The 13696-nt window shown below is 75.8% G+C and carries 15 protein-coding genes; 11 read left to right on the top strand and 4 right to left on the bottom strand.

Going from position 1 to position 13696, the window contains the following annotated elements; translation table 11 throughout:
• Positions 1-26 precede the first annotated feature (26 nt).
• Genes ABZ881_RS23540 through ABZ881_RS23550 form a run of 3 tightly spaced genes read left to right on the top strand, consistent with a single transcriptional unit; the run spans position 27 to position 2172 of the window.
• Complete coding sequence (locus ABZ881_RS23540) at positions 27-380, top strand: cupin domain-containing protein (RefSeq protein ID WP_358487681.1); 354 nt, start codon at positions 27-29, stop codon at positions 378-380.
• A gap of 11 nt (positions 381-391) precedes the next feature.
• A complete protein-coding gene (locus ABZ881_RS23545; protein ID WP_358487682.1) occupies positions 392-1528 on the top strand; it encodes a histidine kinase in 1137 nt (378 codons plus the stop codon).
• On the top strand, positions 1525-2172 hold the full coding sequence (locus ABZ881_RS23550) for a response regulator transcription factor (RefSeq protein WP_358487684.1): 648 nt from the start codon (positions 1525-1527) through the stop codon (positions 2170-2172). The genes ABZ881_RS23545 and ABZ881_RS23550 overlap by 4 nt, the downstream gene beginning before the upstream one ends.
• Positions 2173-2197: 25 nt before the next feature.
• On the opposite strand, the gene ABZ881_RS23555 is transcribed toward ABZ881_RS23550, so the two are convergent.
• The 3 genes from ABZ881_RS23555 to ABZ881_RS23565 form a co-directional block, all read right to left on the bottom strand.
• Positions 2198-2446 (bottom strand): hypothetical protein, encoded by a 249-nt coding sequence (locus tag ABZ881_RS23555; RefSeq protein ID WP_358487685.1) that lies wholly within the window; start codon positions 2444-2446, stop codon positions 2198-2200.
• On the bottom strand, positions 2443-3075 hold the full coding sequence (locus ABZ881_RS23560; protein WP_358487686.1) for a VOC family protein: 633 nt from the start codon (positions 3073-3075) through the stop codon (positions 2443-2445). Before ABZ881_RS23560 ends, ABZ881_RS23555 begins: the two co-directional genes overlap by 4 nt.
• A gap of 74 nt (positions 3076-3149) precedes the next feature.
• Positions 3150-3866, bottom strand: coding sequence for a TetR/AcrR family transcriptional regulator (locus ABZ881_RS23565; protein WP_358487687.1), 717 nt, complete (start codon positions 3864-3866; stop codon positions 3150-3152).
• Between the two features lie 111 nt (positions 3867-3977).
• Between ABZ881_RS23565 and ABZ881_RS23570 the strand changes: the two genes are divergently transcribed.
• The 8 genes from ABZ881_RS23570 (at position 3978) to ABZ881_RS23605 (ending at position 12745) form a co-directional block, all read left to right on the top strand.
• A complete protein-coding gene (locus tag ABZ881_RS23570) occupies positions 3978-5411 on the top strand; it encodes a cytochrome P450 (protein WP_358487688.1) in 1434 nt (477 codons plus the stop codon).
• A 20-nt stretch (positions 5412-5431) separates the two neighbouring features.
• Entirely contained in the window at positions 5432-6499 is a 1068-nt protein-coding gene (locus ABZ881_RS23575; protein ID WP_358487689.1) for an acyl-CoA dehydrogenase family protein, read from the top strand.
• Complete coding sequence (locus tag ABZ881_RS23580; protein ID WP_358487691.1) at positions 6499-7785, top strand: bifunctional PIG-L family deacetylase/class I SAM-dependent methyltransferase; 1287 nt, start codon at positions 6499-6501, stop codon at positions 7783-7785. The genes ABZ881_RS23575 and ABZ881_RS23580 overlap by 1 nt, the downstream gene beginning before the upstream one ends.
• A complete protein-coding gene (locus ABZ881_RS23585; protein ID WP_358487692.1) occupies positions 7782-8528 on the top strand; it encodes a glycosyltransferase in 747 nt (248 codons plus the stop codon). Before ABZ881_RS23580 ends, ABZ881_RS23585 begins: the two co-directional genes overlap by 4 nt.
• Positions 8525-9703 (top strand): FAD/NAD(P)-binding oxidoreductase, encoded by a 1179-nt coding sequence (locus ABZ881_RS23590; protein ID WP_358487693.1) that lies wholly within the window; start codon positions 8525-8527, stop codon positions 9701-9703. The genes ABZ881_RS23585 and ABZ881_RS23590 overlap by 4 nt, the downstream gene beginning before the upstream one ends.
• Positions 9704-9990: 287 nt before the next feature.
• Complete coding sequence (locus tag ABZ881_RS23595; protein WP_358487694.1) at positions 9991-10713, top strand: ANTAR domain-containing protein; 723 nt, start codon at positions 9991-9993, stop codon at positions 10711-10713.
• Between the two features lie 43 nt (positions 10714-10756).
• Positions 10757-11416, top strand: a complete 660-nt coding sequence (locus tag ABZ881_RS23600; RefSeq protein ID WP_344025786.1) for an HAD family hydrolase — start codon at positions 10757-10759, stop codon at positions 11414-11416.
• A 180-nt stretch (positions 11417-11596) separates the two neighbouring features.
• Entirely contained in the window at positions 11597-12745 is a 1149-nt protein-coding gene (locus ABZ881_RS23605) for an aromatic ring-hydroxylating dioxygenase subunit alpha (RefSeq protein WP_358487696.1), read from the top strand.
• Positions 12746-12792: 47 nt separating this feature from the next.
• Here ABZ881_RS23605 and purU read toward each other — a convergent pair whose 3' ends face one another.
• On the bottom strand, positions 12793-13641 hold the full coding sequence (purU, locus tag ABZ881_RS23610) for a formyltetrahydrofolate deformylase (RefSeq protein ID WP_344025790.1): 849 nt from the start codon (positions 13639-13641) through the stop codon (positions 12793-12795).
• Between the last annotated feature and the right edge of the window lie 55 nt (positions 13642-13696).

Here is a 13696-nt window from a genome sequence, read left to right on the forward strand (position 1 = left end):
CCACCGCAGAAAAGAGGCACCGGATCATGACTCCGATCCGCACCGGCGAATACGCCCGATCCACCGCCACCGCGCAGGACTGGGAGCCCTTCGTGGTGGGCGGCGAGGCCATCGGCGAGGTGCACTGGATCCGCACCGAGGGCGCCGAGGGCGCCACCCTGCACGTCGGGCTGTGGCGGTCCGAGCCGCAGAGCTTCCCCTACCCGTTCACCGCCGACGAGACCATCCACGCGCTCGACGGCGAGCTGGTGATCGACCTGGTCGACAGCGGCGAGCAGGTGGTGCTGAAGCCGGGCGACATCGCGTCGTTCACGAAGGGCACGAAGTCGACGTGGACGGTGACCGAGCCGTTCCGGAAGCTGTTCGTCATCAGCGGCTGAGGCCCGGCGTCGTGTGCTACACGGTCAAGTCCATCGAGGACGTCCGCCGGCTGGTCCTCGCGACCAGGGGGCTGTCCGGCCTCGCGAACGGCCCGACCCTGGTGACCCGGGCCTGCCGGCGGATGTACGAGCTGGTCGACGCCGACGTGGCGGCGATCGCGCTCGACGACGGCACCGGCACCCTGGTGCTGCGCTCGGTGGAGGGGACGGCGCTCCCCGACGTCCGGCTCCCGGCCGGTACCGGGCCGGGCTGGCGCGCGCTGGACCGGTCGATGCCGGTGACCACCGCCGACTGCGCGGGCGAGCCGCCGGACGAGCTCGTCACGGCACTCGTCGCGGCCGGCGTGCAGGGCCTCGCCGCAGTGCCGCTGACCTTCGGCGACTCCGCGCTCGGGGTGCTGTTCGCCGGCGCGCGCGGGCGCCGGATCGCGCCGCGCACCACCCTGCTGATGACCGAGTTCGGCGCGTCGCTGGCCCCGCTGCTGGTCACCGCGCTGCGCGCGGACCGGGCGGGCCGGCTCGCCGTGGAGGAGGAGCGGCAGCGGATCGCCCAGCAGCTGCACGACACCGCCGGCCAGCTCCTGTTCCAGATCTCGATGTCGGCCAAGGAGATCCAGCTCTGCGCCTGGAGCGACCCGGACGGCGCGGCCGGCGCGGCGCGGTCCATCGAGAGCACCGCCGCGCAGGCGTCGAGCCACCTGCGGGAGGCCATGCACAGCCTGCTCCCGGCCACCGACGCGCTCCCGGTCACGCTGCGCCGGGACGCCGCGGCGTTCGCCGCGCGCACCGGGATCGCCACCGAGGTCGTCACCCTCGGCACCCCCGCGCACACCGGCATGGCCCGGGAGGCGGTGCTGGTGTCGGTGCTGCGGGAGGGGCTGCACAACGTCGAGAAGCACGCCGGGGCCGCCGCCGTGCTGGTCTCGCTGGTCTACCAGTCGCACCAGGTGACGCTCGCGCTCTCCGACGACGGCAAGGGCCTGCCCGAGGGCTTCGCCGTGAATCCGCTGCCGGGCCGCTCCCCCGGGCTGGGGATCCCCGGCCTGCTGCAGCGGGTGGCCGGCGCCGGCGGGGTGCTGCGGATGGACCGCAACGACGACGGCGGCACCAGCCTGCGGGTGTCGCTGCCGCTGGTGGACCCCCGATGACGTCCGGCACCCGGCGCCGGTCGGTGCTGATCGCCGACGACCATCCGCTCGTCGCGCACGGGATCGAGCGGGTGCTCGCCGCCGACGAGTTCGACGTCGTCGCCGCCTGCCACTCCGGCGCCGAGGCGCTGACCGCCGCCCGGCGGCTGCGGCCCGAGCTGGTGCTGCTCGACGTCCGGCTCGGGGACATGAACGGCGCCGACGTCTGCCGCACCCTCGGCGACCAGGTGCCCGGCGCGAAGGTCGTCGTGCTCACCGCGTTCGGCGACACCGACAACCTGCGCCGCTGCCTGGAGTCCGGCGCCGCCGGGGTGCTCCTCAAGGGCACCCTCGACCTGGACCTGACCGCCGCCCTGCACGACGTCGCCCGCGGGCGGATGGTGATCGATCCCGGGATCGCCAGGGCGCTGGAGACCGCGGGCGGGATCCTCGCCCCGGACGGCCGCGCGGTGCCCCCGCTGCGCCCGCGCGAGCTGGAGGTGCTGCGCCTGATGGCGGCCGGGATGACGACCCGGGACATCGCCGCCGAGCTGGCGCTGAGCCTGAACACCATCCGGACCTACACCCAGTCGCTGATGGCCAAGCTCGACGCGCACACCCGGGTGCAGGCCGTCGTGTTCGCCCAGCAGATGCAGCTGATCTGAGCCGGGCGGACTGGTCCGGCTCGGATCAGTCCGGGGCCACCCGCAGCGCGTCCTTGTCGTGCCGGACGATCCGGCTGCCCGGGGACACCCCGGCGACGCAGGAGTACCAGACGGCGTGTCGGCAGCCGGTGGCCCGGCGGTCGATCACGACCTCGTCGTCGGACCGGATCGCGAAGTACGGCCCGATCCGGTCGACGACGGTCTCCGGGTCGCCCGCTGCGACCGTCGCCACCGCGGTGTTCTCCGGGACGTCGAGCACGTAGAGGACGGTCATCGCGGTGCCGCCGCCCAGCCCGCGGCCCGCTCGACGATCAGCTCGGCCTTGCGCGCGAGCAGCTTGCCGAAGCTCGGCTCCGGGGCGCCGACGACGTCGAGCAGCGCGTCGATGGTCAGGTTCGCGTCCAGGTCCTCCTGCGGCGTGACCGGCCGCATCGCCCGGGTGATCTCGAAGAAGTAGCCGTTGGGGTCGTGGGTGTAGATCGACTCGATGGTCTCGTGCCGGATCTGCATCTGCACCGGCCACTCGCTGTCGTCGAGCCGGCGCCGGTACTCCAGCAGGTCCTGCTCGCTCTCCACCTGGATCGCCAGGTGCCGGGAGCGCACGAAGAACTCCGGGACGTCGGCGCCGAAGCGGGCGTACGCGTCGCCCCGGGCGCCCGGCGCGCCGCCGACCGAGGGACCGGTGCCGAAGTAGTAGAAGAACGCGATCCGGTCGTCGTTGCCGATGTCGAAGAAGAAGTGGATGAAGTCCGGGTGCTCCTCGGGGCCCCAGCCCGCCGCGCAGATCGAGTGCACCACCGGGAAGCCGAGGACGTCCCGGTAGAAGCGCACGGTCCCCGTCGGGTCGAAGGTCGGGAACGCGACGTGGTCGACGCCCCGCACCCGGTGGTCCAGCTCGGTCATGTCCTGCCTCCGTCGTGCCGCGTTCCGGTGCGGCCGACGGTACGAGCGCTAAACGACCGAGTCAACAGTTCGACCTACTCGTCGAGAAGTCGCTCCAGGTGGTCCAGGTCCTGGCGGAGCAGCTTCAGCGCCGCGGCCGGGCCGTCGCCGTCCGGGACCCGGTCGTCGGCCCGCTGCAGCGCGCCGACCGCCATGTCGGCCAGTCCCTCGGCGACCACCGCCGGATCGTCGCGGCCGCCCGGATGGAACCACCAGGCCACCCAGTTGCACATGCCCAGCACGCCGAGCGCCGCCAGCCGCGGATCGACCGGGCGGAACCGGCCGGCCCGCACCCCCTCGTCGATCACCCCGGACACCACCGCGAGGACCGAGCGGCGGCTCGCGGTGTAGGCCGCGGTGAGCTCGGCGGGCAGCTCGGCCTCCGAGCGGATCAGCAGCCGGAACCGCTCCGGCTGCCGGGTCTGCCGCGCCACCAGCACCGACACCACCCCGCGCAGCTTGCGGACCGGATCCGGGTCGGTCCGCTCGACGACCTCCGCGAGATCGGCCAGCGGACCCTCGGTGACCTCGGAGACCAGCTTGGCGAGCAGCTCGTCCTTGCTGCGGACGTAGTAGTAGAGGGCCGGGCGGGTGATCCCGAGCGCGTCGGCGATGTCCTGCAGGCTGGTGCCGGCGAACCCGCGCTCGGCGAACAGCCGGGTGGCGTGCTCGTAGATCTCGTTCTCCACGAGCTCGCGGCGCGCGGTGTTCGCCCGGGCGCCACCTGACCTGCGGGGAGCACTGGCACTCATGGGGCCCGATCGTAGAGGTGGGCCCCGCCCGGCCACCGGGCCGACGGTCCGGCCGGGCACCGGGCGCTCCGGGCCCGGATTCGGCGGGCGCACAGCGGGTAGCGGGGCACCATGCCCGCTCCGACGCAGAACCGGACCGAGACCACCACCGGCCCGACCGGTCCGAACGGCCCGTCCCGCCCGAACGGCACCGATCTGCCGGTGCTCTCCCGCGCCGACACCGCCCGGCTGCTGGGCACCGCGCTCGGCCCGATCGTCGCGCAGGGGGTGATCGCCCGCCGGCCGAAGGTCGTCGCGGCCGCGGGCCGGCTCGGCACCGACGACCGGTCGGTGCGGCTGCTGCAGCGGCTGCGCGACCGCTACGGCGACGGCCCGGTGCGGGTCCCGGCCCCCGGCAGGCCCAGCGCGCTGGTGCTCGACGCCGCCGGGGTGCGCCGGGTCCTCGAGGACGGGCCGGAGCCGTTCACCCCGGCGTCCTGGGAGAAGGGCGGCGCGCTCGGCCACTTCCAGCCGCACGGCGTGCTCATCTCGCAGGGCACCGCCCGCGCCGAGCGCCGCCGGTTCAACGAGGCCGTGCTCGACACCGGGTCCCCGCTGCACGCGCAGGCCGGTGACATCGCCGCCGTCGTCCGCCAGGAGACCGGGCAGCTGCGCGACGACGCGGTCCGCACCGGGGCGTTCGACTGGGACGCCTTCGTCGTCACCTGGTGGCGGATCGTGCGCCGGATCGTGCTCGGCGACGGTGCCCGCGAGGACCACGAGCTCACCGACACGCTGACCCGGCTGCGCCGCCGCGGCAACTGGTCGCACCTCGCGCCGCGCAGCGAGCAGCTGCGGGAACGCTTCGCCTCCGGGGTGCGCAGCCACCTGCGGCAGGCCGAGGAGGGCAGCCTCGCCGCCCGGATCGCGCAGACCGCACCCGAGCCGGACGACGGCACCACCCCCGAGGACCAGATCGGGCACTGGCTGTTCGCCTGGGACCCGGGTGCCGCGGTGACGCTGCGCGCGCTGGCGCTGCTCGCCACCCATCCCGAGGTGCGCGGGCGGGCCCGCGCCGAGATGGCGGCCGACGGCCCCGCCGACCGGCCGCGGGAGCTGTCCGTGCTGCGCTCGGCGGTGCTGGAGTCGACCCGGCTCTGGCCGACCACCCCGCTGCTGATCCGGGAGTCCACCGCGGACACCGACTGGCCCGGCGGCACGCTGCCGGCCGGCACGTCGCTGCTGGTGCCGACCTGGTTCCTGCACCGCGACGACCGCCGCCGCGCCGACGCCGACCGGCTCGACGTGCAGCAGTGGCTCGACGGCAGCGCCCGCGACGACTGGATGCTGACCCCGTTCAGCGGCGGGCACGCCGCCTGCCCGGGCCAGGAGCTGGTGCTGTTCGTCGCCTCGACGGTGCTCGCGACGCTGCTGGAGGACCATCACGCGGTGCTGCTGCCGCCGGAGTCGTTCGACGCCGGGCAGCCGCTGCCGCGCGGGCTCAACCCGTACGCGCTGCGGTTCGGCCTCGCCCGCGCCGCGGGCGGAACGGGTTTGGAACGCTGATCCCCGGTCATCCGGGGAGGGTGCGTTCCACCTCAGAACCCGCCCCGGCCGGTGTCGCCGGAACCGGCCGGATCCTCGATCCGGTTCCCGCCCCGGACGGTGCGCCCGAGCCGTTCCCGGTGACCGCGGCGACCGTGCTCGCCGCACTGGTCGACGCCGGTGAGCTCGACCTCCCGCTGCCCGGGTCCGGCGCGACGGCACAGCGCTGGACCCGGCTGGCCGGGCTCGGCCGCCGCGACCTGTCGGTGGCCCGGCTCGCCGAGGGCCACACCGACGCGGTCGCGATCCTCGCCGGGTTCGGCCGGACCGCCCGCCCCGGCGCCCGGCTCGGGGTGTGGGCGTCCCGGGCCGGCGGCGGTGCCCGGATCCGCCCCGACCCCGACACCGGCACCGGCGGGCCGCGGCTGAGGGGCACCCTCCGGTTCTGCTCCGGCACCCACGTGCTGGACCGGGCACTTCTCGTCGCCGGCGCGGACGACGGGAGCACCCGGCTGGTGGAGCTCGACCTGCACGACCCGCGCGTCGAGCGGCGCGCCGGCAGCTGGCGGGCGCCCGGGATGGCGGCCGCCGACACCCACGACGTCGTGCTGCACGACGTGCCGGTCCCGCCGGGCGCCGTGCTCGGCGGCCCGGACGCCTACACCGACCGGCCCGGGTTCGCGCACGGCGGCGCCGGGGTGGCCGCGGTCTGGCTCGGCGGCGCCGCCGGGATCGTCGACGAGATCGCCGCCGCGCTGCGGCCCGGGACCGGCGGGCCGGGATCCGGCGACCCGCACCGGCTCGCCGCGCTCGGCGGGATGCACGCCGCCGTCGCCGCCGCCGACGCGCTGCTGCACGCCACCGCCGCGCGGATCGACGCCGAGCCGGACGATCCGCAGCACGGCGCGGTCGCGACCGTGCGGGCCGCCGTCGAACGGGCCTGCCGCACGGTGCTCGACGCCGCGCCGGAATGCGCCGGGGTGAGCACCCTCGCCGGATCCGCCGGGCTCACCGCCCGGCTCGCCGACCTGCAGGTCTACCTGCGCCAGCACCACGGCGACCGGGACCGGGCCGAGCTGGGCAGGCTCCTGCTGGGCGGGGCCGCGTGATGGAGCCGCGGCACACCGCGGACGTCTGGGAGGACGCCGCCGAGACCCTCGCGCACCGCGAGCTGGACCCGTCCGGCTTCCGCAGGCTGGTCGTGGTCAGCGCCCACCCCGACGACGAGACCCTGGGCGCCGCCGGGCTGCTCCGCGCGGTCGCGGCCGCCGGTGGCACCGTGGAGCTGGTGCTGGCCAGCGACGGCGAGGCCGCGCTGCCCGAGGTCACCGGCACCGACCGGGCCGCGCTGGCCCGCACCCGGCTGCGCGAGCTGGCCGACGCGCTCGCCGCGCTGGAGGTCCCGGCCACCGTGCACCGGCTCGGGATGCCCGACTCCGGCCTGCGCACCGACGAGCTGACCGCGGCGCTGGGCCCGCTGCTGGCCGGCGCCGACGCCTGGATCTCGCCGTGGCGGGAGGACCCGCATCCCGATCACGCCGCCGTCGGCCGCGCCTGCGTCGCGGCCGCGCCGGTGTCCGCGCACGGGTTCGGCTTCCCGATCTGGGCGCGCACCCGGTTCGACCCGACCGATCCGGTCGTCCCCTGGGACCGCGGCTACCGGCTGCGGCTCTCCGACGCCGACCGGGCGGCGAAGCGCCGCGCGCTCGACGCGCACGTCTCGCAGCGCACGATGCCGCCCGGCGGGCAGCGCCCGGTGCTCTCCGCGGCGACGCTCACGCACTTCCTGGGCCACCGCGAGATCTACTTCCGGGAACCGTCCGCGGACGGCGCGCCGATCGAGCTGTTCGCCGGCCTCTACCGCGACGGCGCGGACCCGTGGGAGGTGCGGACCTCCTGGTACGAGCGCCGCAAGCGGGACGTGCTGCTCGCCGCTCTGCCCCGGGAACGCTACCGGCTGGCCGCCGAGCCCGGCTGCGGGCTGGGCGAGCTGACCCACGCACTCGCCGGGCGCTGCGACCGGCTGGTCGCCACCGACGCCGTCGAGGAGGCGGTGGCGGCTGCCGCGGCGCGCGTCGCCGGCCTGCCGTCGGCCCGGGTGTTCCGGTCCGACGTGGACGACCCGCGGGCGCTGCCGGACGGCGCCGACCTGGTCGTGCTCTCCGAGCTGCTCTACTACCTGCCGCCGGAGCGGATCGACGCGGTGCTCGACCGGGCCGCCGCGGCGCTGCGCCGGGACGGCGACCTGGTGGTGGCGCACTGGCGGCAGTGGCCCGCCGAGGCGCCGGCCGACGGTGCCGCCGTGCACCGGCGGATCGTCGGCGACGACCGGTTCACCCCGCTCGTCGAGCACCTCGACGAGGACTTCCTGCTGCACGTGGTGCGCCGCCGGTGAGGCCGGTCGAGGCCGTGGGCGTGCTGGTTCCCGCGCACGACGAGGCGGCGACCGTCGGCGCCTGCGTCCGGTCCGTGCTCACCGCGCTGGACGCCGTCCCCGGGCTGCGGGTGCGCGCGCTGTGCGTGCTCGCCGACCGGTGCTCGGACGGCACCGCCGACCGGGCCCGGGACGCGATCGCCCGGCACCCGGCCGGCGCCCGGGTGCGGCACGCCGTGCCGGAGACCCGGCCGGGCGAGCCGGCCGCCCCGGTGGGCGCGACCCGGGGCCGCGCCGCGGACGCGCTGCTCGGGCTGCTCGGGCCGTCCGGCACCGGGCCCGGCCGGACCTGGCTGCTCAGCACCGACGCCGACTGCACCGTGCGGCCCGGCTGGGTGCGCGGGCACCTGCTGCGCGCCGACGCCGGCGCGGACGCGGTGATCGGCGGGGTGGTGCTCGACCTGCCCGGCTACCCGGTTCCGCCCGGCGAGCCGCCGCCACCGGACCGCCCGGTGTACGCGGCGAACCTCGGGGTGCGGGCGACCGCGTACACCGGTGTGGGCGGCTTCCCCGAGATCGACTGCGGGGAGGACCACGGGATCGTCGCCCGACTGCGGGCCGGCGGGTACCGGGTGCTCCCCGGCCCGGTCGGCGACGTCCGGACCAGCGCCCGGACCAGCGGACGGGCCCGCGGCGGGCTCGCCGACCTGCTGGCCCGGCACACAGGTGTCGAACCCCGGGCCGCGGGTAGCCCGGTGGCATGAACGCGCCCGTCACGGCCGGGCTGCTGATCATCGGCGGCGGCCCCGCCGCGCACCACGCGGCGATCGCCTACCGCGAGCACGGCGGCCCCGGCCCGGTCCTGCTGGTCTCCGACGACGACACCCCGCCCTACTTCCGGCCCCCGCTGTCCAAGGAGCTGCTGCGCGGCGGGACCGACGGGTCGGACCTGCTGCTCCCCGGCCGGACCGGGGCCGAGGTCCGCACCGGGCGGCGGATCGAGTCGCTGTCCGTCACGGACCGGCTGGCCCGGCTCGACGACGACGGCACCGTCGCCTTCCGGCAGTGCCTGCTCGCCACCGGATCGGCGGCCGCCGCGCTGCCGGTCCCCGGCGCGGACACCGCCCTGTACCTGCGCACCCTCGCCGACGCCCGGACCCTGGACGAGCGGATCGGGTACGCCGGTTCGGCGATCGTCGTCGGCTCCGGGTTCATCGGCTGCGAGGCGGCCGCCTCGCTGGCCCGGCGCGGGCTGCGGGTCACCGTGTGCAGCGACGAGCGGGTGCCGCAGGCGGCCCGGCTCGGCGACGCGGTCGGCGACCGGCTCGCCGGCTGGCTGGCCGAGGAGGGCGTCACGCTGCGCGGCGGCGCCGAGGTCACCGGGATCGGGACGACCGCGTCCGGCCGGGTGGTGCAGCTGCGCGACGCCGAGCCCGAGCTCGCCGACGTGGTGCTGGTCGCGGCCGGGGCGACCCCGCGGGCCGGGCTCGCCGCGGACGCCGGGATCGCGGTGCGGTCCGGCCGGGTGGTCGCCGACGAGCGGATGCGCAGCTCCGCCCCCGGCGTGTTCGCCGCCGGGGACGTCGCGCTGGCGTACAACGCCGCCGCCGGCAGGCACCTGGCCGTCGAGCACTGGGGGGAGGCCGAGGCGATGGGCACCGTCGCCGGGACGACCGCCGCAGGCGGCGACGCCCGCTGGGACTCCCCACCCGGGTTCTGGACCGTGATCGGCGACCGCACGCTCAAGTACACGGCCTGGGGCGACGGGTTCGACGAGGTCGGGCTCGAGTCGCACGGCGGCGGCGGGTTCACCGCCTGGTACCGGTCCGGCGGCGTCGTCTGCGGGGTGGCCACCCATCTCGCCGACGGCGACCACGAGCGGGGCACCGAACTCGTCCGGCGCGGGGCGACGTCGACCGGACGGCCGGACGGCCGGTGACCGTCCGCAGTGGAGTCGCCCGGCCGTGGTCCGGCCGGGGCACCGCGTTGCCGGGGAGCCGTCGGCTGTCCTAGATTCGCCCCCGAGCACCCGGGGCCCAACGGTCCCGGGGGCGTCGCCCCGAGGCCGGACCGACCGGCCCGCTTCCCGGGCCCGCCCGCGACGGCCGGGCCGGGGAGTCCGACAGCGCACCAGGGCGCTGCCGGTCACGCGCCCGGTCCCGGGTCCCGACGACGCGTCGTCCGCCGGGACCGCCGTGGCGCCGCCGGCGGCCCCGCGGAGGTCAGATGCGATCCGGAGCCGAGGCACGGGCGTTACGCGCCGTCCAGGACGGCCCGCTGTTCCACGCCACCCGGTCCCCGTACCTGATCCTGGACCGGGAGCTGCGGGTGCACGCGGCGAACCCGGCCTACCACGCGGTTACCCAGCGCGAGCCCGGCGAGCTCGACGGCCGGCTGCTGTTCGACGCGCTGCCCGACGATCCGCAGCGGCCCGGTTCGGACGGCGTCGCCCGGCTGACCGCGTCGCTGCTGCGGGTGCTGCGCAGCGGCGAGCGGGACCACATGGGCCTGCAGCGCTACGACATCCCGACGCCCCGGGCCGGATCGGGACACCTGCGGAAGCTGTGGGTGGCGGTGAACTCGCCGGTGCTCGACGGCGCGGACCGGACGATCGGGGTCCTGGTGCACGTCGAGGACGTCACCGAGCTGTGGGCCCGGCGGCACGGCGGGCCGCTGCCGGAGCCCGGGCCCGCGGACGCGCCTGCCGAAGACCAGATCAGCGCGACCGCGCTGGCCAGGGAGGTCGCCGCGGAGAACCGCAGGCTGCGGCACCGGTTCGACCGGCACGTCGTGATGGAGCAGGCGAAGGGCGTTCTGATGGCCACCCGCGGTTGCGGCCCGGACGAGGCGTTCGCGCTGCTGCGCGAGCTCTCCCAGGTGACGAACAACAAGCTGTGGCAGGTGGCCCGGACGGTGATCGACGAGTCGATCGGGAGCGGCGCGGGCTGAGAACCGGCGGAGTGAACCGGCCCGGACCGGGTACACGGGGCGGATGACCACGCCGGACACCGCGGTGATCGACGTCGACGGGACCCTCGTCGACACCAACTACCAGCACGCGATCGCCTGGTCCCGGGCGTTGCGCCGGTTCGGCCGCACGGTGCCGCTGTGGCAGCTGCACCGCGCCGTCGGGATGGGCGGCGACCAGCTCGTCCCGGCCGTCGCCGGGGACCGCTTCGAGGCCGAGCACGGCGACGACGCCCGCGCCGCCTGGAAGGAGGAGTTCGAGCCGCTGCTGCCCGAGGTTGCGGCGCTGCCGGGGGCCCGCGAGCTGCTCGCCGACCTGTCCGGCGGGTACGGCCTGAGCGTGGTGCTGGCGAGCTCGGGCGCGCCCGAGCACGTGCACGCCTACCTGGAGCTGTTCGACGGCCGCTCGCTCGCCCGCGAGTGCCTGACCCGGGACGACGTGACCCGGACCAAGCCCGACCCGGAGCTGGTCCGGGTCGCGCTGCGCCGGGTCGCCGGATCGGCCGGGTTCGTCGTCGGGGACTCGGTGTGGGACGTGCGCGCCGCGGTCGGCGCCCGCTGCCCGGCCTACGCCGTGCGGACCGGCGGATACGGCGACGACGAGCTGCGCGGGGCCGGCGCGCAGGACGTGTTCGACTCGCTCGACGAGCTGCGCGGCGCGCTCCCCCGGATCCTGCGCGGCTGACCGGGGCGCGCCGGGCGGGCGGCGATGACGGCACGCAACGCATCTCTTGACAGCGCCGGGCCCGCCGCGGTCCCATTCTGGTGCGCAGTGCACATCGAGTTGCGCACTTCGCAACATTCCCCCCGGGACGGGCGGCGAGGCCCGGAGCCGGCATCCCCCTCCTGTCCGAGGAGCACCGCCATGACGACCGGTGAGCTGCCGACCCCCGTCGAGCAGGAGCGCGCTCTCCCGCCGAGCCTGCGGGAGACCCTGGCCGGCCACTACTACACCGATCCGCAGATCTTCCGCGCCGAGCAGGACCGGATCTTCCACACCGGATGGTTCTGCGCGGTGCTCGCCGCCGACCTGGAACGGCCCGGGCAGTACGAGACCGTCCAGATCGGACGGGAGAGCGTGATCGTCACCCGGCGCCGGGACGGCCGGATCGCCGCCTACCTCAACGTGTGCCGGCACCGCGGCGCCCGGCTGTGCACCGAGGAGCGCGGCGAGGTGCGGCGCTCGTTCCAGTGCCCGTACCACGCCTGGACCTACGGCCTGGACGGGAAGCTGGTCGCCGCCCCGAACCTGTCCTCGATGCCCGACGTCGACAAGTCCGACTGGGGCCTGCACGGGGTGCACGTGCGCGAGTGGCTGGGCTACGTGTGGCTGTGCCTGGCCGAGACCCCGCCGTCGTTCGACGAGACGGTGATCGGCGACGTGACGAACCGGCTCGGCTCGCCGGACGCGATCGTCGGTTACGACGTGGCGAACCTGCGGCTGGGCCGCCGGATCTCCTACGACGTGGCGGCGAACTGGAAACAGATCGTCGAGAACTTCATGGAGTGCTACCACTGCGCGACGATCCATCCCGAGCTGACCGAGGTGCTCCCCGAGTTCGCCGACGGACTCGCCGCCCAGTACTTCGTCGGGCACGGCGCCGCGTTCGGCGAGGGCGTCGAGGGGTTCACCGTGGACGGCTCGGCCGGTCTGGAGCGCATCCCGGGCGTCACCCCCGAGCAGGACCGCCGCTACTACGCCGTCACGATCCGCCCGCAGGTGTTCCTCAACCTGGTCCCCGATCACGTCGTGTTCCACCGGATGTTCCCGCTCACCCCGGCCCGGACGCTGGTCGTCTGCGACTGGCTCTACCTGCCCGGCGTCGTCGCCGCGGGCGCCGACATCGAGCGCTCTGTCGAGCTGTTCCACCGGGTCAACCTGCAGGACTTCGACGCCTGCGAGCGCTGCCAGGTCGCGATGGACTCGTGGGCGTACCAGAAGGGCGGGGTGCTGGTGCCCGGCGAGCACCACATCGGCGAGTTCCACGACTGGGTCCGCGGCCACGTCGGCTGATCCGGGGGCCGGGCGGCCCGCGGGCCGCCCGGCCGTGCCCGGCCCGCTCAGCGGAAGACCACCGTGCTGCCGCCGGAGAGCAGCACCCGGCGGTCGCAGTGCCAGCGCACCGCGCGGGACAGTGCGAGCGCCTCGGCGTCCCGGCCGATCGTCTGCAGCGCGGCCGGATCGTGCGTGTGGTCGATCCGGATCACCTCCTGCTCGATGATCGGGCCCTCGTCGAGGTCCGGCGTGACGTAGTGCGCGGTCGCGCCGACCAGCTTCACCCCGCGCCGGTACGCCTGGTGGTAAGGCCGCGCGCCCTTGAACCCGGGCAGGAACGAGTGGTGGATGTTGATCGCCCGCCCGTGCAGCGCCTTGCACGTCCCGTCCGAGAGCACCTGCATGTACCGGGCGAGCACGACCAGCTCGGCGTCGTAGGACTCGACGGCGCGCAGTAGCCGCGCCTCGGCCTCCGGCTTCGTCTCCGGCGTGACCGGGATGTGCAGGAACGGCAGCCCGGCCGACTCGGCCATCGGCCGCAGGTCCTGGTGGTTGGACACCACGGCGACGATCTCGGCGCCCAGCGCCCCGGCCCGCCAGCGGTACACCAGGTCGTTGAGGCAGTGCCCGAGCCGGGACACCATCACCAGGATCCGGGCCGGTGCGGCGTCGGAGAACGCGAAGTCCATCCCGAAGCCGGTGGCGACCGGCTCGAACGCGGCCGACACCGCGGCCAGGTCCACGCCGGCCGGGGCGGCCACCCGGGTGCGCAGGAACAGCCGGCCCGAGACCGGATCGTCGAACTGCTGGTACTCGCCGATGTCGCCGCCGTGCTCGTAGAGGAACGCGCTGACCGCGCGCACGATCCCGGTCCGGTTCGGGCAGCTGAGGGTGAGGACGAACGAGCTGGTCACGGTGGGCTCCCGCCAGGATATACAGCTGATGTACGAGTGATGTGCCATAGGGTGG

The organism is Pseudonocardia sp. NPDC046786 (assembly GCF_040645415.1).
In the GTDB taxonomy this organism is placed as follows: domain Bacteria; phylum Actinomycetota; class Actinomycetes; order Mycobacteriales; family Pseudonocardiaceae; genus Pseudonocardia; species Pseudonocardia kongjuensis.